General features: G+C 74.6%; 21 protein-coding genes. 14 read left to right on the top strand and 7 right to left on the bottom strand.

Annotation, left to right across the window (positions count from 1 at the left end):
• Window positions 1-12 precede the first annotated feature (12 nt).
• A complete protein-coding gene (locus tag ADL22_RS23795) occupies window positions 13-870 on the top strand; it encodes a hypothetical protein (RefSeq protein WP_066983346.1) in 858 nt (285 codons plus the stop codon).
• Here ADL22_RS23795 and ADL22_RS23800 read toward each other — a convergent pair.
• The gene (locus tag ADL22_RS23800; protein WP_066983348.1) at window positions 860-2,218 is read right to left on the bottom strand and encodes a right-handed parallel beta-helix repeat-containing protein; all 1,359 of its coding nucleotides are present in this window, start codon (window positions 2,216-2,218) and stop codon (window positions 860-862) included. The two genes, ADL22_RS23795 and ADL22_RS23800, sit on opposite strands and share 11 nt — an antisense overlap.
• An 85-nt stretch (window positions 2,219-2,303) precedes the next feature.
• Here ADL22_RS23800 and ADL22_RS23805 point away from each other — a divergent pair, with 85 nt between their 5' ends.
• From ADL22_RS23805 to ADL22_RS23850, 10 genes are all read left to right on the top strand, one after another.
• Window positions 2,304-3,512 carry a Dyp-type peroxidase gene (locus ADL22_RS23805; RefSeq protein ID WP_066983453.1) on the top strand — a complete coding sequence of 403 codons (1,209 nt, stop codon included), beginning with the start codon at window positions 2,304-2,306 and terminating at the stop codon, window positions 3,510-3,512.
• Window positions 3,513-3,636: 124 nt separating this feature from the next.
• Complete coding sequence (locus ADL22_RS23810) at window positions 3,637-4,515, top strand: STAS domain-containing protein (protein ID WP_066983459.1); 879 nt, start codon at window positions 3,637-3,639, stop codon at window positions 4,513-4,515.
• On the top strand, window positions 4,512-4,922 hold the full coding sequence (locus ADL22_RS23815) for an STAS domain-containing protein (protein WP_066983351.1): 411 nt from the start codon (window positions 4,512-4,514) through the stop codon (window positions 4,920-4,922). Before ADL22_RS23810 ends, ADL22_RS23815 begins: the two co-directional genes overlap by 4 nt.
• Window positions 4,906-5,376 (top strand): anti-sigma regulatory factor, encoded by a 471-nt coding sequence (locus ADL22_RS23820; protein ID WP_079064378.1) that lies wholly within the window; start codon window positions 4,906-4,908, stop codon window positions 5,374-5,376. The genes ADL22_RS23815 and ADL22_RS23820 overlap by 17 nt, the downstream gene beginning before the upstream one ends.
• Before the next feature lie 29 nt (window positions 5,377-5,405).
• A complete protein-coding gene (locus ADL22_RS23825) occupies window positions 5,406-6,386 on the top strand; it encodes a SpoIIE family protein phosphatase (RefSeq protein ID WP_234430828.1) in 981 nt (326 codons plus the stop codon).
• Window positions 6,383-7,681: a PP2C family protein-serine/threonine phosphatase gene (locus ADL22_RS23830; RefSeq protein WP_066983357.1), complete on the top strand. Its 1,299-nt coding sequence runs from the start codon at window positions 6,383-6,385 to the stop codon at window positions 7,679-7,681. The genes ADL22_RS23825 and ADL22_RS23830 overlap by 4 nt, the downstream gene beginning before the upstream one ends.
• Before the next feature lie 80 nt (window positions 7,682-7,761).
• The gene (locus ADL22_RS23835; RefSeq protein ID WP_066983360.1) at window positions 7,762-8,007 is read left to right on the top strand and encodes a hypothetical protein; all 246 of its coding nucleotides are present in this window, start codon (window positions 7,762-7,764) and stop codon (window positions 8,005-8,007) included.
• A gap of 119 nt (window positions 8,008-8,126) precedes the next feature.
• Window positions 8,127-9,077, top strand: a complete 951-nt coding sequence (locus ADL22_RS23840; RefSeq protein WP_234430829.1) for a hypothetical protein — start codon at window positions 8,127-8,129, stop codon at window positions 9,075-9,077.
• Window positions 9,078-9,096: 19 nt separating this feature from the next.
• Window positions 9,097-9,756 carry a hypothetical protein gene (locus ADL22_RS23845; RefSeq protein WP_066983365.1) on the top strand — a complete coding sequence of 220 codons (660 nt, stop codon included), beginning with the start codon at window positions 9,097-9,099 and terminating at the stop codon, window positions 9,754-9,756.
• Window positions 9,737-10,579 (top strand): inositol monophosphatase family protein, encoded by an 843-nt coding sequence (locus ADL22_RS23850; protein WP_066983368.1) that lies wholly within the window; start codon window positions 9,737-9,739, stop codon window positions 10,577-10,579. The genes ADL22_RS23845 and ADL22_RS23850 overlap by 20 nt, the downstream gene beginning before the upstream one ends.
• Before the next feature lie 38 nt (window positions 10,580-10,617).
• Here the strand turns inward: ADL22_RS23850 and ADL22_RS23855 are convergent, their stop codons facing one another.
• A complete protein-coding gene (locus ADL22_RS23855) occupies window positions 10,618-11,805 on the bottom strand; it encodes an SLC13 family permease (protein WP_234430830.1) in 1,188 nt (395 codons plus the stop codon).
• Between the two features lie 124 nt (window positions 11,806-11,929).
• Here ADL22_RS23855 and ADL22_RS23860 point away from each other — a divergent pair, with 124 nt between their 5' ends.
• Together ADL22_RS23860 and ADL22_RS23865 are read left to right on the top strand one after the other, a co-directional pair.
• A complete protein-coding gene (locus ADL22_RS23860; protein ID WP_066983371.1) occupies window positions 11,930-17,740 on the top strand; it encodes a TIR domain-containing protein in 5,811 nt (1,936 codons plus the stop codon).
• 63 nt (window positions 17,741-17,803) lie between these two features.
• Window positions 17,804-18,553, top strand: a complete 750-nt coding sequence (locus tag ADL22_RS23865) for a hypothetical protein (RefSeq protein ID WP_234430831.1) — start codon at window positions 17,804-17,806, stop codon at window positions 18,551-18,553.
• A gap of 40 nt (window positions 18,554-18,593) precedes the next feature.
• On the opposite strand, the gene ADL22_RS23870 is transcribed toward ADL22_RS23865, so the two are convergent.
• Window positions 18,594-19,307: a DUF4232 domain-containing protein gene (locus ADL22_RS23870; protein ID WP_234430832.1), complete on the bottom strand. Its 714-nt coding sequence runs from the start codon at window positions 19,305-19,307 to the stop codon at window positions 18,594-18,596.
• Window positions 19,308-19,484: 177 nt separating this feature from the next.
• On the bottom strand, window positions 19,485-20,276 hold the full coding sequence (locus ADL22_RS23875; RefSeq protein WP_234430833.1) for a ribonuclease BN: 792 nt from the start codon (window positions 20,274-20,276) through the stop codon (window positions 19,485-19,487).
• A gap of 215 nt (window positions 20,277-20,491) precedes the next feature.
• Here ADL22_RS23875 and ADL22_RS23880 point away from each other — a divergent pair, with 215 nt between their 5' ends.
• Window positions 20,492-21,109 (top strand): flavin reductase family protein, encoded by a 618-nt coding sequence (locus tag ADL22_RS23880; protein ID WP_066983376.1) that lies wholly within the window; start codon window positions 20,492-20,494, stop codon window positions 21,107-21,109.
• Here the strand turns inward: ADL22_RS23880 and ADL22_RS23885 are convergent.
• The 3 genes from ADL22_RS23885 to ADL22_RS34935 all read right to left on the bottom strand — a co-directional run bounded on the left by ADL22_RS23885 (window position 21,106) and on the right by ADL22_RS34935 (window position 22,695).
• Window positions 21,106-21,357 carry a DUF2277 domain-containing protein gene (locus tag ADL22_RS23885; RefSeq protein WP_066983379.1) on the bottom strand — a complete coding sequence of 84 codons (252 nt, stop codon included), beginning with the start codon at window positions 21,355-21,357 and terminating at the stop codon, window positions 21,106-21,108. The genes ADL22_RS23880 and ADL22_RS23885 overlap by 4 nt on opposite strands.
• A 117-nt stretch (window positions 21,358-21,474) precedes the next feature.
• Window positions 21,475-22,227 (bottom strand): alpha-ketoglutarate-dependent dioxygenase AlkB family protein, encoded by a 753-nt coding sequence (locus tag ADL22_RS23890; protein WP_234430834.1) that lies wholly within the window; start codon window positions 22,225-22,227, stop codon window positions 21,475-21,477.
• Between the two features lie 273 nt (window positions 22,228-22,500).
• On the bottom strand, window positions 22,501-22,695 hold the full coding sequence (locus ADL22_RS34935; protein ID WP_107116373.1) for a hypothetical protein: 195 nt from the start codon (window positions 22,693-22,695) through the stop codon (window positions 22,501-22,503).
• Window positions 22,696-22,966 lie beyond the last annotated feature (271 nt).

Genomic DNA, 22,966 nt, shown 5'->3' on the forward strand with positions numbered 1-22,966 from the left:
GAAAGCATCCGCATGGCCTGGAAGAACGTCAAGAAGCGCGGTGAGCGGCGGCCGCGTCGTAGCCGCCGGTTCCGGGTGCTGGTGGTGGCCGCGGTGTGCGGCACGGTGGCGGCGGGTGGGCTCGTCGCGTACCGGGCCGTGCGCGGCGGCGGTCCGGCGAGCCGGCCGGTGACGGTGGACGAAGCGTCCCGGATGGCGCTCTCGCGCCTGACGCTGTATCAGGCCAGCCCGGTCGCCGTGACGCTCACCGCCTCGGAGGGCGGCGGTGTGGTCGTACGGGTCAAGGGAGTTGTCGACTACCGCAGGCACCGGGCCGTGGGCAGCTACGAGGTCACCGGGCCCGCCGGGACGGCGGGGACTGCCGGGGCCGCCGGGGTCTCCGGGCCGAGCGGTCGCGGGCTGATCGTCTGGGACAGCCGCGGGCTGGGGCTGGCCCCGGAGCCGGGGGGCGTCGCCGGCCCGCCCTGGCGGCAGGCCGAGCACGTCCCCCGGGCGGGCTGGTCGCCCCGCGCGTACACCAAGGACCCCTTGGACGCCGGGCTTCAGCTGCTGCTCCAACTCGGTGCGGACCGGCCCGACAACGCGCTGCTGCTCGCCCAGTCCGGGGCGCGGTGGCTGGGCCGGGACCGGATCGACGGCCGGAGTTACGACCGGTTCTCCGGGCCGCGCGCCCAGGGCACCCCGCAAGGCGCCCGGGACGGCGGCGAGTTGTCGCCGCTGACGTACTGGATCGGTGGCGACGGCGCCGGCGAGGGCGGTCTGCGGCGGGTGACGATGCGGATGCCGGGCCTCGGGACCCCGGCGACCCTGGACCTCACCGGCCGCGACGCCGCGGCGAAGATCCCCGAAGCGCCGTGGCTCACCGGCTGAGGCCGGCCGGCGCCGGACGCGGACGCGGCATCGCGGTGGTATCGGCCGGCAAGGGGTAGCGGTCCGGATCCACGGTTCCCGGCAGCCCCACGGCCGGGCGGCCCGGCGCCGCGGGGTCCCGGAGCGAGGGCTGGGCCGGCGGCGCCGGCACGGTGTTGAAGGGGATGCCGGGCGGCGGCTGGACGGGTTCGGGACTCCCCGCCGGGACGGTCCCGTGCCGGGTGGTGCCGCATCCGGCCAGGTCCTCCAGGCCCCCGGGGCGCTGCGTTCCGGGCGCGTTGCCGGTGAAGCAGTTGCCGGGGTCGGCGGCGGACAGGACCAGGTCGGCGCCGTTGGTGGTGACGCGGTTGCCGCTGATGCGGTTGCCGCGGGCCGGGTGACCGGGCACGTCGGTGACGAGGATCCCGGCGGCGTGATTGCCTTGGACGAGATTGCGCACGACCTGGTTCTTCGTCCCGCCGCCGATGCCGATGCCGATCCCGAAGCCCCCGTCGGCCTGCTCCGGGGTGTCCGCGGCGTTGTTGCCGGCGATGACGTTGCCGGCGATCACCGCCTCGTGCTGCGGGGCCAGCGCCTCCAGGTCGTTGGAGTTCACCGTCACCCCGACGCGGTTGCCGGTGATGCGGTTGCCCAGCACCGACAGACCTTCCGAGGCGTTGGTGATCTCGACGCCGACCGCGTTGCGCTCGACCGTGTTGCCGCGCACCAGGGTGTCGCAGGGCTTGCACTGCCCGACGTAGATACCGGAGTCGGCCTGGCCCGAGGCGTAGGAGTCCTCGATGATCCCGCCGCGCGCGTCGAAGGCGTAGATGCCGTAGAGGCCGTTGTTGTACGCGGTCACCGAGGAGGCGCGGAAGCCCCGGACCGGCGGGAAGCGCGCGGTGTCCAGCGGGTCGTAGGCCGAGCCGCCGGCGCCGCGCCGCTGGAGCCGCTCGTCGGTGACGCCGGTGAACAGGACGCCGTTGGCGAGGTAGCCGCGCACCGTGACGTTCTCCACCACCGATCCGGCGCCGGTGACGGTGATGCCGTTGGCCAGCCGCAACCGGCCGTCGAGGACGACCTTGTTGCGGTCCGTGCCGCGCACCACCACGCGCTCCGCGGCGACCCGCACGCTCTCGTGGTACACACCGGGCCGGATCAGCACCGTGTCGCCGGGGCGCGCGACGTTCACCGCCCGCTGCACGGTGGGGAAGTCCGCCGGGACGCGGAGGACGGTGCCGGGCGGATGCCGGTCGCCGGGCGGCTTCGCCTCCGCCGCACAGCCGGCCGCCGCCGGCACGAGCGGGACGAGCAGGACGAGCGGTACGAGCAGAACCGGCCGGCGCCGCGGCGCCCTCGCCCGGGGCATCGGCGCCCGGCGCGCCCTGGTGGCCAACAGGCCAGACAAAAAGCGGAGTTGCATGACAGACGTTCTATCGTCTCCAATGTCGCCCATGCCTACCGAACCAGGAAACGCGTCGCATCCGGCGCGGCCCGCCGCCTCCGGGGTGGGGCGCCGGACGCTGCTCGGCGCCGGCGCCGCGCTGGCCGCCGGGATCGGCGCGGCGGCGGGCGCGCTGACGGGCGACGACCGGGACGTACGGACCGACGGCGCGTCCGGCGCCCCGGCGCCCGAGGCGGCGATCCCGTTCCACGGCGCCCGGCAGGCCGGTGTGACGGCGCCCCAGCAGGCCGCCACCCACCTTCTGGCCCTGGACCTCCCGGCGGCGGCCTCCCGCACCGCCGGCCGGACCACGCTGCGCGACGTGCTGCGCGCGCTCACCCGCACGCTCGCCGGTACGGCCGGCGGCCCGGCGCCCGACCCGCGCCTGGGGGACGGCACCCCGGCCCGGCTCACCTCCCTCGTCGGCGTCGGCCCCGCGCTGGCGTCCCGGCTCGGCCTGCGGGTGCCCGCCGCGCTGGCCGCCCTGCCGCCCTTCCCCGGCGACCGGCTCGACCCGGCGCGCGGCGACGGCGATCTGCTCCTCCAGCTCTGCGCCGACGACCGCTGGACGCTCAGCGTCGTCGCCGAACTCGCCACCACCGCCGCACGGGACGCCGGCGCCACTTTGCGCTGGGCCCAGTCCGGCTTCCTGCCCCGTACGCCGCCCGGCACCACCCCGCGCAACCTCTTCGGCTTCAAGGACGGCACCGCCAACCCCGACCGCCGCGCCGCCGAGCAGTGGGTCTGGGGGCCACCGGGACCCCACCGCGACGGCACCGTCCTGGTCTACCGGAAGATCCACATGGAGTTGGGTGCCTTCACGGCGCTCCCGGTGGAGCGGCAGGAGCGGGCCATCGGCCGCCGCGCCGGCGACGGCGTTCCGCTCACCGGGACCGCCGAGCACGACGATCCGGACATCTACGCCAAGCATCCGAACGGCGCGTACGTCATCCCGCCGACCGCCCATGTCCGGCTCAGCAGCCCCCGGCTGGACCGGGGCGCGCGGATGCTGCGCCGCAGCTACAGCTACGACGACGGCCCGGACGACCGCGGCCTGCTGTTCTGCGCGTTCATGCGCGATCCGGCCCTCTTCACCCGCGTCCAGACCCGCCTGGCCGCGCGCGACGCGCTGACCCCGTTCGTCCGGCACCGGGCCTCCGCCGTGGCCTACGTCCTTCCCGGCGCGCCGCGCGGCGGGGTCCTCGGCGAGCGGCTCTGAGGGGGTGGTTCCGGCCGCGCCGGCATGTGCCGTACCGCACATGAGGTGCATCGACGGCGCGGAAGCGGGTACACGCCATGCGCAGTTCGAAACGCCCGGCCAGGGTTGGCGGAAGGAAAGTATGGTGAGCACGACCGAAGGCCCCGCGCGCGAACGCGTCCTCGCGGTGCTGCGCGCGGAAGCCGACGACATCGCGGACCGCTGGGTCCAACTCCAGCTCAACGAGGCGCCGATGGGCGACGGGGTCAGCGAGTCCGAACTCCGCGAGGAATCCGACGCGCTGATCGGCGCCCTGATCTCGGGACTGGACAGCGGCGGCCCGGTCGCCCGCCTGATCAGCAGCAACGCCGAGCTGCGGCAGGCGGTCTGCGACCTCTCGCTGCGCCGGGCCCGCGCCGGGGCGTCCCCCACCGACACCGCGCTGGCGGTGATGGCGCTCAAGCAGGCACTGCTGGAGGCGGTGCAGCGGCAGACCGAGAACAGCGCCGCGCTGTTCGGCGCCGCGGTGCTGATCAACAGGCTGCTGGACAGCGCCGGCGCGCTGTCCTTCGAGACGTACGTGGACGGCCGCGAGGAGATCATCCGCCGCCAGAGCCGGCAGCTGCTGGAAGTCTCCACGCCGGTGGTGCGGTTGTGGCGGCAGGTGCTCGCCGTACCGCTCATCGGCACACTCGACACCGCCCGCACCCAGGTCGTGATGGAGAACCTCCTCCAGGGCATCGAGGAGCACGAGGCGCTGGTCGCCATCATCGACATCACCGGTGTGCCCACCGTCGACACCGCCGTCGCCCAGCACCTGATGCAGACCGTCAACGCGGTGCGCCTGATGGGCGCGGACTGCGTGATCAGCGGTATCCGGCCGGCCATCGCGCAGACCATCGCCCAACTGGGCATCGATCTGTCGACCATCCTCACCCGGGCCACACTGGCCGACGCCCTGGCCGCCGCGGTCAAGCTCACCGACACCCCCGCGGCGCGGCCCACCCCGGCGGCGGAGCGATGAGCGGCGCCTCCTCGATCGGCGTGCCGATCCTGCGGCTGGGCGACGTGCTGGTCACCGGCCTGCTCAACGAACTCGACGACACCTCCGCCGTCGCGTTCGCCGAGGAGCTCACCGCGCGCATCACCGCGGACGGCGCCCGCGGCGTCCTGATCGACGTCTCGCGACTGGAGATCATCGACTCGTTCGTGGCGCGCACCCTGATGGAACTGACCACGATGGCCCGCCTGTTGGGAGCGCGGGTCATCGTCGCCGGGATGCGGCCGGCGGTGGCCATCACCCTGGTCGAGCTCGGGCTCCGGCTCACCGGAGTGGAGACCGCGCTCAACGCGGAGCAGGGCATGGCGGCGCTCGGCTGGCACCGGATTCCTTCGCCATCCGAAGGAGTTGCGCGTGAGCCACGCCAGTGACGTCGGTACCGCGTCGCGCGGCGGGGACCAGCTCCGCGACGAGGAGCCCCCGGTGGCGCCGGCGGTCCACGAGGTACGCAGCGAAGAGGATCTGCTCGCCGTCCGGCACGCGGTGCGCGCGGCGACCCTGCGGGCCGGCTTCAGCATCGTCGACCAGACCAGGGTCGTCACCGCGGCCAGCGAACTGGCCCGCAACGCCTACGTCCACGGCGGCGGTGGCACGGTGACCATCGAGTACCCGGACCGCAACGGAACGCCCGGGCTGCGGCTGACGGTCCAGGACGACGGCCCCGGCATCCCCGACCTCGCCGCGGCGCTGACCGACGGCTTCACCACGGGGGCCGGTCTGGGGCACGGTCTGGGCGGCGCCCGGCGCCTGATGGACGAGTTCGAGATCGACACCGCGGCGGGCGAGGGCACCACCGTGACGGTCACCCGCTGGGCGGTCCGTTGACTCCCGCGGCGCCCTGCTCCACCGCGCACGTGCGGATCGACCACTACAGCGCCGTGCACCTGGCCGCCGAGACCGCGCGGACCCTGGCCGCCCGCTGCGGGCTGCCCGGAGCGCTGCCCGACCGGGCCGCCGTCGTCGCCTCGGAGCTGGCCGGCAACCTCGCCAAGCACGCCGTCAGCGGTTCCCTCTACGTCCAGCCGATGCCGCTCGGCGGCGGCCTGGAGGTGCTGGCCGCCGACCGCGGCCCCGGCATGCCGGAGATCCGGCGCTGCCTGGCCGACGGCTACTCCACCACCGGCTCCCTGGGCGCCGGCCTGGGCGCGGTCGACCGGATAGCGGCGTACTTCGCGATCCGTACGGAGATCCCCGGCGGCACCCTGGCCTGCGCCCGGATCGCGCCGCCGGACCGGGCCGACGCGGCGCGCGAAGCCGTGGGCGCGGTCTGCGTCCCGGCCGAACGCGAGACGGCCAACGGCGACGGCTACGCCGTCCTCGACACCGGGGGCAGCCGCACCGTGTTCGTCGTGGACGGCCTCGGGCACGGAGAACCGGCCGCCGAGGCCGCGCAGGCCGCCCTGCGGGCCTTCGCCCGGGCCGCGGACCAGCCGCTGCCGGACGTCCTGCGCACCGTGCACCGGGCCCTGCGCCACACCCGGGGAGCGGCGGCCGGGCTGCTGCGGCACCACCCCGACCGGGTGGAGTTCGCCGCGGTCGGCAACATCCGCTGCGTGGCGCTGACCGCCCACGAGGTGCGCCGCCGGCTGGCCGGCCAGCCCGGCATCGTGGGCCTCAACCTCCCCGCCCCGCAGGTCCGCTGCCTGCCCCGGGAGCCGGGCCTGAGCGTACTGCTGCACTCCGACGGGATAGACCCCGCCTGGACCCGCAGTACGTCCCCCTTCCTGCTGCGGCTGCCGGCCCCGCTGCTGGCGGCCGCCCTCGCCGACCGACACCGCCTGATCCGCGACGACGCCACCGTCGTCGTCGCCGGCCCGCACCAGGGATTGACGTGAGCCCCCACGCCTACCACTCGCTGCCCGCCCTGCGCCAGGCCCTGCGCCGCCTGTGCGCCGGCCACCGCATGCCGCTGGAGACCAGGGCCCGCCTGGTCCTCTCCGCGACCCTGCTGGCCCGCCCGGAATTCCGGGCCGGCCGGCCGGTGAGCCTGCACGCCTCCCGCGAGGACGGCCCGGACGGCGGTGTGCACCTGACCGTCACCCTCACGTCCCCCCGCGCCCCCGGCCCGCTCCGCCCGAGGGACCTGCCGCTGCCCGCCCGGACCACCTCCGAGGGCGCGGTCGTCTGGCATCTGGCCTTCACCCCGCTGGAGCGGACCGACGCCCCCGATACGGGCCGGGGGACGGCGTTCCGTACCGCCGCACCGCAGGTGAACGGGTCCGGGTCCGGCCGGACGGCCGAGGCGGTGGCCGCCGGACCGTCCGAGGAGGACGCGTCCGAAGCCGAACTCCAGGCCGTCCTCGCCCGCCTGGACCACCTCACCGCCGAACACCAGCAGCTCAAGCACGAACTCGCCGAGACCAACAGCGGTGTGCTCGCCCTCTACGTCCAGCTCGAGGAGCGCGACGAACAACTCCGCCAGGCCCACGGCCAGATCCTCCGCGAGATCGAGGACGCCCTCCGGCCCCCGCCGCTCGCCATCGACGGACTGGAGATCGCCGTCCACTACGCCCCGGCCGACGCGCACGCGCCCACCGGGGGCGACCTCTACGACTGGTTCGTGCTGCCCGACGGCACCGTGCACCTCACCATCATCGACGCCCTCGGCCACGGCATCCGCTCCACCCGCAGCGCGCTGAACGTCACCCACGCGGTGCGCACCCTCGCCCTCGAAGGCCACCCGCTGGCCGCCATCGTCGAGCGGACCCACGACCTGCTCACCCCGTTCGACCCGGACATCGTGGCGACCGTGCTGCTCGCGCGGATCCGCCCGGCCACCGGCGAACTGCGCCTGGCCAACGGCAGCCATCCGCCGGCCCTGCTCACCCGCGCCGACGGCACCGCCCGCTTCCTGGAGGTGCGCGGCCGCGGCATCGGCTATCCGCTCCCCGGCAGCGAACGCGTCCTGCACGACCGCCTGGAGGCCGGCGATCTGCTCGTCCTCTACACGGACGGGCTGACCGAGAGCCGCCGGGACCCGCTGGAGGGCGAGGCCCGCCTCGTCCACAGCGTCCGCCGCCACCGGCACCGCCCGATCGCCGAGATCCCCTCCGCCATCGCCCAGGACATGCACACCGTCATCCTGCACCCGGACGACACGCTCGCCCTGGTCGCCCGGAGGACGGGATGACGGGGGTCAAGTAGGCGCTGGGAGCGGCGAGTTGACCCCATGGCGTGCCGCGAAGTGGGCGCGCCGTAAGCTCGCTGCCCATGGAGATCCACAGACCCACCCCGCGCACCCGGCGCCGCCTGGGCGCCGCCGCCGCCGTCCTGGCCGCCGTCTTCGCGTCCGGCTGGTACCTGGGACAGCCGCTCGACCCCGAAGGGTGCAAGGACGGGTACCGCGTACCGTCGGCCGGCCAGCGGGTGCGCTACAGCGACCACCTCGCGGCCGAAGCCTGGACGTGCCCCGCCAGGCCGCGCGCCGTGGCGTGGTTCACCGGCGACTTCCGCTAGCGGACCGGCGGCACGTCAACTGCCTTGGCCGGGCAAACCACCTGACGGGAGATCAGGCAGCCCTGGCCAGAGCCTGCCCGATGCTCCTACGATGCTGGGAGCGAGGAGGGGGACTCGACGTGGCACAGCGGGTGGGGCGGCTGGAGTTCGGCGTCGCCTGGGTGATCAGAAACCTCGACGGGGTCATCGCCGTAGGGCTCGGCCTGACCATCGGCCTGATGGACGTCTTCGGCGAACTGATCAGCGACAAGGTGTCCTCCGGCGCGACGCTGCTGGTCCTGGGCACGCTCGCGGTCGGCTCGCTGACGGAGCGGATGCGCCGCAAGTCCGACATCCAGGAGGCGGTCGCGGACACCCGCCGGGCCCTGGAAGACCTCGCCATGGTCCGCTCCCTCACCGGCGACCAGGTCGGCGACGCGCTCGAACGGGCCCGCGCCCAGACCAACCTCTGGTACTTCAAGGGCGGCACCGGCACGTATCTGCGGGCCGTCACCCTGCCCCGGTGCGTCGAGGCCGCCACCCGCCAGCGCACCCAGCTCAGCGTCAAGATAGACATCATCAACCCGGCGGACGAGCAGACCTGCGCCGCCTACGCCCGCTTCCGCCAGACCTTCGCCCGCCGCCGCAACGACGACGCGGCGGACGCCTGGACCGCCGACCGCACCCGCAAGGAGGCGTACGCGACGGTCCTGGCCGCCTGCTGGTTCCGCCAGCGGCTGGACACCTTGGAGATCAGCGTCCACCTCTCCTCCGGCGTCCCCACCCTCCGCTTCGACCTCTCCGAGTCCTGCCTGGTCATCACCCAGGACGACCCCAACCGCGTCAACCTCCTCGTCGCCCGCGACCAGCCGCTCTACGACTACTACGTCACCGAGCTGCACCAGAGCCGCGAACAGGCCACCGCCCTCGACCTGCGCGGCGCCGGCCCGCTGGGCGACGCGCCGACCGTCGACGAGGTCCGCGCGGCCTTCGACGGCGTCGGCCTGCCCCTCCCCTCGGTGTTCAGCGACGCCGACGTCGCCGAGATCGTCGAGAAAGCCCTGCACGCTGAGGACCCCTACCGGAGGTGAGACGCCTCGGGCGCGGCTCATGGACTACGACACGCTCGACCGACTGCTCCGGCCCGGCACCCCGCGGGAGGCACCCCGCGCCGGCGTCACCGGAGCCCTGGAGGAAATCGCCCGCGGCGAACGGGAGTTACGCGCGGTCCACCACCCGCTCGGCTTCCTGTGCCTGCCGCTGGTCCGCGACGGCGCCCGCGGCGTCTGCGTCCACCTCTTCGGCACCGGCGTCGCCGCCGACCCCACCGCCGCCCCCATGCACGCCCACAGCTGGGAACTGCGCAGCTACGTCCTCTACGGCAGGGTCGGCAACCTCCCGGTCACTGTCACCGACGAGGCGCGCACCCCCACCCACCGGATCTACGAAGTCCGCAGCGACCCCTCCGGCGTCGACGAACTGCGGCCCACCGCCCGCCTGGTGCGCTGCGCGCCGGGCCCGGCCACCGCGAGCGGCAGCGGCGAGACGTACAGCCTGCCGGCCGGGGAGTTCCACGCCACCGTCGTGCCCCGCGGCCGGCCCGCCGCCACCCTCGTGCTGGGCCGGTCGCTGCCCGGCCACACCGACCTCTCCCTGGGCCCCCTGCACGGCCGCGGCCACCGCACGGTGCGCCGGCTGTGCGGCGCGGAACACACCGAACGGACCGTCCGCACAGCACTCAGGAGGATCCATGCCGAGCAGCGCGCGTGACCGCGGCCCCGCACCGTACGCCGGCGAGACCGAGGTGGCGGTCGCCGCGGCCGAGGAGGCCGGGGTCCTGCTGCGCGGCCGCTTCGGCGCGGCCCGGGCGGTGGCCGTCAAGGACGCCGGGGGAGACCTCGTCACCGACCTCGACCTGGCCGCGGAGAAGCTCATCCTCGCCCGCCTCCAGAGCCGCTTCCCGCACGACCGGATCCTGTCCGAGGAGGCGGGCCTGCTCGACGCCGCGAGCCGCCGCACCTGGCTGGTGGACCCGCTCGACGGCAGCAACAACGTCGCCATCGGCCTGACCGCGTACGCCGTCGGCATCGGGCTGTGCGTGGACGGCGCGCCGGTCGTCGGCGTGGTGCACGAACCGGTCACCGGCCGCACCTGGCGGGCGGTCCGGGGCCAGGGCGCGTCCTGCGGCCCGGACCGGCTGCCGGGGCCGTCGGGCCGGGTACCGGGCAGCGGGCCGGTGGTGGCCTGGACCCAGGGCCACGCGGTGGGGCGCGCCGACCCGGTGGCCGCCGGGCTGCGCGGCCAACTGGAGCGCCGCACCCGGCGGGTGCTCCAGCTGTGGGCGCCGCTGCTGGGCTGGAGCATGCTGGCGCGCGGCGCGATCGACGGCTTCGTGGGCTACCGCGCCGAGGGCATCGACTTCCCCCCGGGCGCCCTGCTGGCCACCGAGGCGGGCGTGGAGTTCCGCACCCTGGCCGGCGGCCCGTTCACGGTGGGCGCCACCGGCCCGGACACCGACCGCAGCTTCGTCGCCGCCCGGGGCGAGGCCCTGGCGTACCTGCTCGACGTGGTGGGCGGCGTCCGGGCGGCCTGAGCGGGGCCGGGGCCCGCGCGCACCGGGGACCGGACGCGTCAGCCCGCCGCCAGCGCCAGCGTCGCCGCCAGTGTCGCCGCCACGGCCAGGACGAGCCCCGTCCCCATGAAGCGCCGCAGCGGGATCGCCGTGCCCTGGCCCCGGCACCGTTCGAACCACAGCAGCGTCGCCAGCGACGCCCACGGCGTGACCAGCGGGCCGACGTTGGTGCCGATGAGCAGCGCCAGCAACTGGTGGTGGTTGGCGACCGGCACCGCCGCCTCGCCCGCCAGATACACCGGCAGGTTGTTCAGGACGTTGGACAGGCCCGCGCCCACACCCGCCGAGCGGAGCATCCCGGCCAGCCCGCCGTCCGGCCCGATCGCCGCCGTCAGCAGCGTGTGCAGCCCGTGCGCGTCCACCGTCTCGACCATCAGGAACATCCCCGGCACCAGCACCAGCAGCCGCCACGGCACCAGCGACCACGTCAGCTCGGCCCGGCGCCGTACCGCGAACGCGACCACCACGATCAGCATCGTGGCCAGCGACGCCGACCACAGCGGTACGTCCGCGAGGAGCGTCACCAGCAGGAAGCCGGCGCAGGCCAGCGCGCACACCCGGAACAGCACCGGATCGGCCGGCGCCCGCCGCGCGGGCGGCACGTACCGGTCCGCACCGCGCCGGCCGCGCCGCCAGTAGAACCCCCACAGGCACACCATCGTCACGGCGACGGCGGCGAGTTGGGCCAGGCCCATCGTGGCGGCCATCGCGACGGGGGAGAGACCGACGCGGTTGGCCGCCAGCAGGTTCGTCAGATTCGACACCGGCAGCAGCAGGCTCGCGGTGTTGGCCAGCCACACCGTCGTCATCGCCAGCGGCACCGGCGCGATGCCCACCCGCCCGGCCAGCGCCAGCATCACCGGCGTCAGCAGCACCGCCGTGGTGTCCAGATTCAGCGCGATGGTGGTGGCCGACGCGAAGAGCACGCACAGCCCGAACAGCCGCGGATAGCTGCCCCGCGCCGTCCGCGCCACCCAGGACGCCACCGCGTCGAACACCTCCGCCCGGCCGGTCAGTTCGGCCAGCACGATCACCGTCGCCAGGAAGACCAGCAGCGGCCCGATCCGCGCCATCGCCGCCCCGGCGGGCGCGGCCGGCAGCAGACCCGTCGCCACGCACACCAGGCCGCCGGCGAGCAGCCCGGCGGCGAGCCAGTCCAGGGGATGCAGACGCGTAAGGAATCGCACGCCCGACAGCGTCGCACACGCGGCCGGAACGGGTGGCGGGAAGGCTTTCACCCGTCGCCCGCCCCTTCCGCACGATCCCGCCAACCACCTGCCCCGCCGCGCCCCGCACTCCTACGATGGGCCCATGGTCACTGACGGGGAACTGCTCGGCCGGACGCGGGACGTGGACTTCTTCATCAGCTACTCACCCGCCGACGAGCAATGGGCGTCCTGGATCGCCTGGACGCTGGAGGAAGCCGGGTACCGCACCGTCATCCAGGCATGGGACTTCGTCGCCGGCACCAACTTCATCGACTTCATGGACCGCGGCGTCAGCGAATCCGTCGCCGTCATCGCCGTCCTCTCCAGCCACTACGGCCGCTCCACCTACGGCCGGATGGAATGGCAGGCCGCGCTCCGCGCCGAACCGGAAGAGCCCGAGCGGAAGTTGCTCACCGTCCGCGTCGAGGACATCCCCATCGAAGGGCTCCTGGCCACCATCACCTACGTCGATCTCGTCGGCGTCGCCGACGCCGAGACCGCCCGCGCCCTGCTGCTCACCCGCGTCGGCCAGGCCGTCGAGGGCCACGCCCGCCCCGGCCGCCGGCCCGGCTACCCCGGCGCCGCGACCGACACCGCCGAACTCCCCGGGCCCGCCGCCGACGCCGGCCGGCCGCGCCCGCTCGGCCGCACCGGCTGGTCCGGCCGCCGCCGCCCGGCCCGCGCGCCCCGCTACCCGCAGGCCCCCGGCGCGGCCCGCGGTGAGGGCGCCCTGACCGTCCTGCACCTCGCCGGACCGGACTTCGGCCGCGGCCGCGAACCGGACGCGCTGCGCCGGGAGATCCGCGGCGACCTCGTCGAGCTCAAGGACGCCGGCGCCCCCGCGCCCGACCTCCTCGTCGTCACCGGCGACCTCACCGCCTCCGGCAGCCCCCGCGAATGCGACCAGGCGCTCAGCTTCCTCACCGGGCTGCGCTCCCAGCTCGGCCTGCCGCCGCAGCGCGTCATCGTCGTCCCCGGCAATCAGGACGTCAGCCAGGCCGCCTGCCGCGGCTACTTCCACACCTGCGAGGCCGACGAGATCCCGCCGCAGCCCCCGTACTGGCCCAAGTGGCGCCACTACACCCGCCTCTTCCGCGGCCTCTACGAGGGCCTGGACACCGTCTTCGACAGCGACCAGCCCTGGACGCTCTTCCCGGTGCCCGAACTCCACACCGTCGTCGCCGGCTTCAACTCCTCCATCGCCGCCAGCCACCGCCCCGACGACCAGTACGGCTTCCTCGGCCGCGACCAGGCCGCGTGGTTCGCCGAGGCGCTGCGCGGCTACGAGGACGAGGGCTGGCTGCGCGTCGGCGCGCTCCGCCACCCGCTCACCGGCCGCCGCCGCCCCCAGGACGCCCCCGGCGGCCCCGGCACGCTCCGCGACGCCGACACCTTCGCCCGGCTCGCCGCGCCCCGCCTCCACTTCGTCCTGCACGGCCCCAGCGGCGGCCCCCGCACCACCGGCGGCGAGCCCTCCCACGACCACCTCCCGCTCCCCAACGGCACCCTGCCGCTCTACGGCGCGGCCGCCCCCGCCGGCTTCCAGCTGCTGCGCGTCACCGCCGACGGCGTCACCCGCTGGACCGGCGCCGGCGGCACCGAACCGGCCGTCTTCCCCGTCACCTGGCAGGGCGCCGGACGGATCTTCACCCCGCCCGGCGAGCCCGCGGCCCCGCCCGCCGCGGCCCCGCCCGCCGACAACCGCGCCGTGGACGAGCCCGCCGACTCCCTCGCCGAACGCGTCAAGGAGGTCTGCCGCGCCCGCCAGGAAGGCGTCCGCCTGCGCGACGTCCCCCGCGCCACCCCCGACGACCTCGCCCAGATCATGGCCACCTGGAACGACGACGGCGTGGTCCGCCAGCAGCGCATCGCCGTCCACCCCGGCACCCCCACCGACGCCGAACTCGACCGCTTCCTCGCCCAGGCCCACGCCACCGACACCGGCACCGACGCCGAACTGGTCCACGACGGCCCGCCGCCCGAGCCGGCCCTGCGCGAACGGGCCGGCCGCCGCGGCGTCCGCGTCCGCAGCTTCCTGGAATTCCAGGGCCTGCTCGACCTCCGCGGCTACGTCACCGCCCAGACCGCCCGGCTCGGCAGCGACGAACGCTACGCCCCCGACCTCTACCTCCCCCAGCGCTACCGCGACGCCGAACGCCCCGACGCCGAGGAGCGCGACCACCTCGTCGAGGCCATGCTCCAGCTGCTGGAGACCGACCACGGCCGCTTCCTGCTGCTGCTCGGCGACTTCGGGCACGGCAAGACCTTCGCCCTGCGCGAGCTGGCCCGCCGCATCCCCGAACGCCTCCCGCACCTGACCCCGCTGCTCATCCCCCTGCACACCCTCGACCGCGCGCACAGCCTCGAAGGGCTGGTCGCCGCCCACCTCGCCGGCCACGACGTCGACACCATCGACCTGCGCGCCCTGCGCTACATGCTCGGCCAGGGCCGCGTCGTCCTCCTCTTCGACGGCTTCGACGAACTCGTCAACCGCGTCAGCTACGACCGCGCCGCCGACCACCTCCAGGTCCTCCTCAACGCCGCCGTCGACAACGCCAAGATCGTGGTCAGCAGCCGCACCCAGCACTTCAAGTCCCAGGACCAGATCCTCACCGCCCTCGGCGAACGCGTCGGCCTGCTCCCGCAGCGCCGCGTCCTCGCCGTCGAGGGCTTCGTCCCCGAGCAGATCCGCGCCTACCTCGTCAACCGCTACGGCGACGAGGAGACCGCCGACCGCCGCTTCGCACTCCTCGGCAACATCCCCGACCTGCTCGCCCTGTGCGCCAACCCCCGGCTGCTGAGCTTCGTCGCCGACCTCGACCCCGATCAGCTGCGCGCCGTCGCCGGCGCCGGCCGCGCGCTGAGCCCCGCCCGGCTCTACGAGGACGTCTTCACCGCCTGGCTCGCCCACGAGGAACGCCGCGGCCAGGGCGGCCCCGGCGCCGCCCCCGGCCTCACCCTCGACCACCTCTGGGCCGCCGTCACCGCCCTCGCCCGCCGCCTGTGGGAGACCGGCCGCACCGCCCTGCACCTGGACGAACTCACCGACACCGTCGCCACCGCCCTCGCCGGACTCGCCGGCACCACCCTCACCACCCAGGAGAGCGCCCAGGCCGTGGGCGCCGGCAGCCTGCTGATCCGCACCGACGACGGCCTGTTCCAGTTCATCCACGGCTCCGTCGTCGAATGGCTCGTCGCCCGCGAGGCCGCCGCCCGCCTCGCCGCCGGCGACAGCACCCTGCTCGCCGCCCGTCCGCTCAGCGCCCTCGCCGTCGAGTTCTTCTGCGACCTCGCCGACCACGACCTGAGCACCGCCTGGGTCCGCACCGTCCTCAACGCCCCCGGCCCCGGCGTCAGCGACGCGGCCCGCGCCAACGCCGTCCGCGTCATCGACCGGCTCCGCGTCCCGGCCGGCGCCGACCTGCGCGGCGCCCGGCTCTCCGGCGAAGACCTCTCCGGACGCGACTTCTCCGGCGTCGACCTCACCGGCGCCGACCTCACCGACACCCGCCTGATCGGCGCCAACCTCTCCGGCGCCGTACTCCGCGACGCCCGCCTCAACGGCGCCCGCCTCGACCACGCCGACCTCTCCGGCGCCGACGTCACCGGCGCCGACCTGCGCGGCGCCCGCCTCACCCGCACCGACCTGCGCGGCGCCCGCCTGACCCGCAGCCGCTGGCATCGCGCCGCGCTCATCGACCCGCTCACCGACCCCCAGGTCCGCGCCGCCCCCGAACTCCGCACCGCCGCCCTCGCCCCCGGCATGCCCGTCGAGGTCGGCTTCCGCCCCGCCGCCGTCGGCGTCCCGTACGGCTTCGACATGCGCACCAGCCGGCTGCCCGAACCCCTCTCGTACAGCCCCGAGGGCGAACTCCTCGCGGTGGGCAGCGAGGACGGCGGCGTACTGGTCTGCGCCGCCGACACCGGCCGCGCGATGCGCACCCTGCACGGCCACGAAGGCCGCGTCTACGCCGTGAAGTTCCGCTCCCGGGTCCTGGCCACCGGCGGCGCGGACGGCACCGTCCGGCTGTGGGACCCGGTCTCCGGACGCCAGCTGCACCGCCTGGACATCCACCCCGGCGGCGTCTGGCCGGTCTCCCTCGACGACGCCGGGACGCTGGTCGCCACCGGTGACGCCGACGGCCTGGTCACCCTCTGGGACGCCGCCACCGGCGAGCCGCTGCACCGCCTCCCCGGCCACACCGCCCCCGTCTACACCGCGGTCTTCAGCGCGGACGGCCGCACCCTCGTCACCGGCGACGCCGCCGGCCGGCTCCGCATCTGGGACACCGCCACGGGCGAGTGCACCGGCACCCTCGACGGCCACGAAGGCGCCGTCTACCGCGCGCGGTTCAGCCCGGACGGCACCCTCCTGGCCACCGGCGACCAGGGCGCCGGCGACCACGGCACGGTCCGCGTCTGGCACCTCGCCGAACGCCGCCTGCTGCACGCCTTCACCGGCCACACCGGCCGCGTCTACACCCTCGACTTCCACCCCGAGGGCACCCTCCTGGTAAGCGGCGACACCGATGGCCAGGTCCGGCTGTGGGACCCCGTCGTCGGCGCCCCCGCCGGAGCCCTGGAGCGGTGCACCGGCGCCGTCTACCAAGTCATGTTCGGCAACGGCGGCCGGCTGCTGGCCGCCTGCGACAGCGACGGCACCGTCCGCCTGTGGCGGGTCGCCCTCTCCGGCGGCCACCGCGCCATCAGCCTGCTGCGCCAGCAGCCCGTCGAGCACCGCGGCTCCGCCTGGGCCTGCCGCTTCCGCCCGCAGGGCAGTCAGCTCGTCACGGTCGGCAACGACGGCGGCGCGCAGATCTGGAACGCCGACACCGGCCAGGGCCAGCGCATCCTGCGCGGCCACGGCCGCCGCGTCAACACCGTCGCGTTCAGCGCCGACGGCGCCCGCCTGGCCACCAGCGGCAACGACGGCATCGTCCGCCTGTGGGACGCCCGCACCGGCCGCCGTACCGCCGAACTCACCGGCCGCGGCGACCGGTTGATCTCCGCCGTCTTCAGCCCCGCCGGACCCATCCTCGGCACCGCCAGCAACGACGGCGACGTCTACCTCTGGAACGCCGCCACCGGCGAGTACCTCCGCGAGATCGACGTGGAGACCGACCACACCTGGGCCGAGGCGTTCAGCCCCGACGGCACGCTGCTGGCCACCGCCAACGACGACGACTCCGTCCGCCTGTGGTGGCGTGCCACCGGCGCCCATGTCGCCACCCTCGCCGAGCACCGGGGCCGGGTGCGGTCCATCGCCTTCCGCGGCGACGGCACCGCGCTCGCCACCGGCTGCGACGACGGCCGGGTCCGCCTCTGGCACCAGGAGAGCGGCGAGCTGACGGCCGAACTCGACGCCCACAGCGACCGCGTCTACGCCGTCGCCTTCGGCTCCGACAGCGAGTGGGTCGCCAGCGCCTCCTGGGACGGCACCGCCATCGTCTGGCGCGACGGCGCGCCCCGCCACGTCCTGACCGGCCACCAGGGCCGGCTCTGGGCGGCCGTCGCCCACCCCCGGCTGCCGCTGCTCGCCACCGCCGGCGACGACCGCGCCATCTGCCTCTGGGACGCCCGCACCGGCACCCGCACCGCCCGCCTGGCCGGCCACACCGGCCGGGTCTTCTCGCTCGCCTTCAGCCCGGACGGCACCCGCCTGGCCAGCGCCGGCGAGGACGGCACCGTCCGCCTGTGGAACGTCCCGGCTCCGGTCGGCCCGGCCACCCCGCACGCCACCCTCATCGGCGTCCCCGGCGGCTGGGCGGCGCTGACCCCCGAGGGCGGCTACAAGTACGAAGGCGAGGTGACCGGAGAGTTCTGGCACGTCGTCGGCATGGCCCGCTTCGCCCCCGGCGAACTGGACGACTACCTCCCGGGCGTCCACCGCCTCCCCCTCGACGCGGAGCTGTGACCGGACCGGCGCCTACTCGTGCGGCGAACACCGCCGCACCGGCGAATCGACTACGGTGCGCCAATGCCCCACCCACAAACACCGCACGGCAGACGCCCGTCCGGTAGCCGCAGGCCCGGCGGCCACCAGCCCGGCGGCTACCGGACCGGCGGCCTCTGGATCACGGCGGGAATAGCGTTCGCCGCACTCGTGGCGGGCTGCGCGCTCGCCCTGTTCACCATGCTGGAATTCGACGAGCGGTGCGCCCAGGGCATCACCAAGGGACCGGGGCGGTTCCTGCGCGCACGCCACGAGGCGTTCCCGCCCGCCACGGTCTGCGCGTACGAACACGGCGAGGTCGCCTCGCTCGGCGGCTCCGGCGCCCTCCACCTCTTCCTCTGGGCCGCACTGGCCGTCATGACCGGCTGCCTGTTCACGGCCCTGATCGCGGAGTGCCTGGACCCGCGCCCCGGCGGCAGCCGCCTCGTGGTCCCGATGACCCGGTCCGCGAAGCTCCGCCGCACCGGCCTCGCCTTCTCCATGACCGGTACCGTCTTCCTGCTCTTCTACGCGCGCGCCGCCTGGCGGCTCTTCGCCGGCCCGTCCTCGGTCTGCGCGGCCGGCGCCGACTGGGGCTCGCAGCCCCCTCGCACCCTGGAGTACAGCTTCCTGCCCCCGCAGGCCACCTGCCGCTTCGCCAGCGGCATGACCCGGCAGCTGAACCCCGACTGGGTGGCCTCCCTGGCCACGGAGCTGGCCGTCCCCGCCCTGCTGGCCGGCGCCGGCTTCGCCCTCGCCTGGCACCGCCACCGCACGGAACGGCGCGGCGCCTAGGGGGTGTCCGGGGAGAACCCGTCACGGCCCGCCGGGCGGATCAGAAGTCGTACGGCTTCTTGGTGTTCCAGTTCAGTACGTCGGCCTCGTTCCAGCTGAACTGCGGCGTCCCGCCCTTGACGTTCACCGAGTAGAAGGGGCCGCTGCGGCCGTCCGCGCCGCGCAGCGCGAGGGCGAACGACTGCCCCGTGTGGTGCCCCGAGCCGTAGTCGAAGAGGTTCACCGCGCTGTAGACCTTGCCGCCGGGCTGGAGCGTCAGGTGCTTGCCGCCGCCGGGGTTGTCCTTCTCCGAGTGCGGCAGCGTGGCACCATCGACGTCGCCGAGCTTCACGGCCGGGTACGAGGTGACCCAGCACGGCGTGCCGCCCTCGTTCGACGCGGTGACCAGCAGATGGTCGCCCTGCTGCCCGGCGAACCGGTGCACCGCGGTGAGCAGCATCTCGTCCCCCCGGCACTGCCGGGCGCCGGCCGTGGTGCCCTTGCCCGCGACCTCGTCCGTCCCGCCCGAGGCGGTCGTCGAGCGCGTGGCGTCCTTGGTGCCACCGCCACCGCTGGCCTCTTCCGCGCCGCCGTTGCCGTCCTCGCGGTCCGCGGCGGACGCGTTGGAAGCGTTCGGGCCCTGCGCGGTAGCGGCGGTGTCGGCGCCTGCCGCCTTGGAGCCGCCGTCGGTGCCACCGCAGGCGGTCAGGCCCAGCGCCAGCGCGGCGGTGACGGCGGCCAGGGTGGCGGTACGAATCCGGGAAGTACGCATCATCGGGTTCCCCCTGTGTGTCCTGCGGGAGCCGTTCCCGCGGTGTGGACACCACTTTCGCCGGGGCCGCTGGCGTTCCGGAAACGCCTCGCTGACGTTCCGCAAACACGCCGCACGAGCCGGCGGCCCGACCGGGCCCGCCGCCGTTGCGGGCGTACGGCAGCCCGGGGCCGCGGTAGGTCACGGGTTCCGGTCGACCCGGTCGATCAGCCGCTGCCACCAGCGGTGCTCGACGAACCAGTGGCCGGCCAGCGCGCCGCCGTAGACCACGAACCCCACGCCGGTGAGCCAGGACTCCACGATCAGTACGACGCCGACCCCGCCGTAGCTGACCGCGTTGCTGACCAGCAGCGGTGTGAAGACGAACTGGGAGAACAACCGCAGTCCGCCCAGGCCGGCCACGGTGGCGACCGCGCCGGGCAGCAGGTCGCGCCGGTGGATCTGCCCGCCGAGCAGGAAGTGCTGGCCCCACCAGAAGAACGCGAGGCCGGTCAGCGCCGACACCGCGACCCGCAGCCATCCGTGCAGCGCGAAACGCGTCAGTACCTCCTGGTAGAGATAGGCGGTCAGGACGGCCAGCCAGGTCGCCTGCCGCCAGACGCGGTGCCAGGGACCGGGCGGCAGGCCCCAGATCCGCTCGTAGCCGTTCTGCACGCTGCCGCCGAAGCCCACGCCGAACACCGCGAGGGTGACGGCTCCCAGCGCGCTGGTCGTACCGATGACGTTCCGGGGCGGGCTGATGATGTGGGTCACGTCGCGCGCGGACCGCCCGGACAGGCCCATACCGTCGACGAGCCAGGAGGCGAAACCGCTCTGCTTGAGGGGGTCGGCGGCGGCCACCACGATCAGCAGCGGGGCAACGGTGACCAGGGACAGCGTCGCGAAGCCCAGGGACCGGCGCAGCAGCTCGAACTCGCGGCTCTGCCGGACCAGAGCGTGCGCGGCGAGCCGACGCCAGGTCTGATGAAACATGCGCCCGTACCGGTTCACTGGGCTCCTCGGAACTGCCCTCGATCAACACCTGCAAGCAGGTATATCCCGGGACTTCCCGCTGTCAGCCGCATTGAGCCGCCAGTTCCTGGTGCCCGTCGGCTCCGGGGCCGGGGCGCTTTCGGCTGGTGTCAGGGGGCTGGGGCGCCGCGGAAACGCCCTGGGCTCCGCGGCTTTCGGGGTGGATACTGATCACCATGCGCGTTGACTTCGACCCTGCCGAGATGGCCCGTAACGACTTCTACCGGCTGCTGACCGCGACCGTCGTACCGCGGCCGATCGCCTGGGTGTCCACCGTCTCCGACGACGGCACGCCCAATCTTGCCCCGCACTCCTTCTTCAGCATCGCCAGCGTCGCGCCGCCCGTGGTGATGTTCAGTTCCGTGGGCCGCAAGGACACGCTGCGGAACATCGAAGCCACCGGCGAATTCGTGGTCAACTTCACGCCGGAAGAGCTTTTCGAGCAGATCAATGACACGGCTACGGACTTTCCGCGCGGAGTGAGCGAGTTCGAGGCGGCGGGGATCGAGCCGGAACCGAGCCTGCGGGTGAAGCCGCCGCGCGTTGCCGCCTCGCCGGTGGCGCTGGAGTGCGAGGCGCACAGCACGGTGCGGATCGGCGACGGCAGCGTCGTCTTCGGACGCGTGGTGCACGCGGTGGTCTCGGACGACGTGCTCGTCGACGGGCACCCGGAGATCGAGAAGCTGCGCCCGCTGTCCCGGCTGGGCAGGAACGAATGGGGAACGGTCGGCGGCCTGCGCGACCTCGCCCGCATCCGCCACGCGGACTGGCAGGGCCCCGCGGCCGACCGTTAACCGCCCGCCAGCGGCGGGTGGGAAGTGGGGGCGGGGGCGGCGCTGCCGCGGACGCGGAGGCCGCTGAGGAGTTCCTGGGTGGCGGCCGCGACCGCCTCCACGGCCTGGTCGAACACCTCGCGGTTGTGGGCGGCCGGGGCGCGGAATCCGGAGACCTTGCGGACGTACTGGAGGGCCGCGGCGCGGATGTCCTCGTCGCTGACCTCGGGCGTGACGGGCGGGCGGAGCGTCTTGATGCTGCGGCACATGGGACCAGTGTGCCCTTCGGGGGCGTCGGATGGGGGCGTCGGATTTGGGGTGCCGGTGGGGGCGCCGGTGGACGGCCGAGGGACGGCCACCTGCGGGCGCCCCGTCCTCGGCCGGGCTCAGGTGAGGCCGGTGACGCGCATGGTGATGTTCAGGCGTCCGGCGGTCAGGCCCGTGGCCGGGTCGCCGGTGCCCGGATACACCTTCGGTACGCCGTGGTACACGAAGCGCGACGGGCCGCCGAAGACGAACAGGTCTCCCGAGGCCAGCTCGATGTCGGTGTACGGCTTGGTCCGGGTCTCCGTGTTGCCCAGGCGGAAGACGCAGGTGTCGCCGATGCTGAGCGAGACGACCGGTGCGCTGGAACGCTCTTCCTTGTCCTGGTGCATCCCGAGCTTCGCCTCACCGTCGTAGAAATTGATCAGCGCGGTGTCGGGTGTGTAGTCGTCGCCCGCCGAGGCGTCCTGGTAAGCGTCCACCAGTGCGCGGCGGCCCAGCGCGACCAGCCAGTCCGGGAACTCCGCGACCCGGGCGCCGTTCACATCGTCGGCGGTGCGGCGGTACGCGTAGGGCTGCCAGTGCCAGCCGATGCACACGGTCTGGACGGACATCACACCGCCGCGGGGGAGCCGGGTGTGCCGGATGGGGACGGGGCCGCGGGCCCAGTCGCGGCAGGCGCTGACCAGCTCGCGCTGCTCGGCGAGGGAGAGCCAGCCGGGGACATGGACCGCACCGGGGGCCAGTTCCCGGCGGGCGCGGCCTTCCGGACCGGCCGCCGCACCGTGCCGCGGCGTCCGTCCCTCCCGGCCGTCCGGCCCGCCCCCGCCACGCAACCGCCCGACGTCCTCGAAGCCGGGAAGCGGAATGCTCATGGACCTGCGACCTGCCTGGCCACGGATGCCGATAGTGGAAGAGGCAACGGAAGAGGCATAGGCATAGGCATCCGCATATCACCTCGTCCCTTCCCCCGTGCCGGGGCCGTCCCGTTCTTCCGCGTGCTCTTTCAGCGTGCCACGGGAGGGGCGGGCGCGGAGCCGCCGGGGGAGAAGCCCTGGTGCCGCCGCGCTGTGCGGTGCGGGGGCACCAAGGGGCAGCGGCAACCGGGGGCGGCGTCGTAGCTCGCGCCGGTGGGTGCCGGGGCGCCGTCAGGCGGCCTCGACGACGTCCGTGACCTCGGCGCGGACCGCCAGCGTCCAGATCTCCAGCAGCACCGCGTACTCCGCCATGTCCTGTGCCGTCCAGGCCAGACCGTGCCGGGCGCGGACAAAGCGCCGGATCGAGTCATTGGCCTCGGAAGCAGGAACGGGCGCACCCGTATGGTCAGAAGGAGTTGGGGACATGTGAGACATGCTAGGGGCAGCCACTGACAACGAATCCCCGCGTGCCTCAGCCATAGCGTCCCCGCGCCCTCTCTCCAGCCCGACCTGACGTCACCTCAACTCGCTGACCAGCGAAGACTGTCAGCACCTCGCCCTCCCCTCGCTGTCTGCATGTGTCCATTCCCACACGCTCCGCGTTCGCCCCACCCTGTCCGTCCGCCCCCGAACCGTCAACAGGGCGTTGCAGGAACCGGCCGCGAGCGATGCCCTTGGCCCTGCCCCCCGCCCCGGG

Source organism: Streptomyces sp. NRRL F-4489 (assembly GCF_001509485.1).
Taxonomy (GTDB): Bacteria; Actinomycetota; Actinomycetes; order Streptomycetales; family Streptomycetaceae; genus Streptomyces.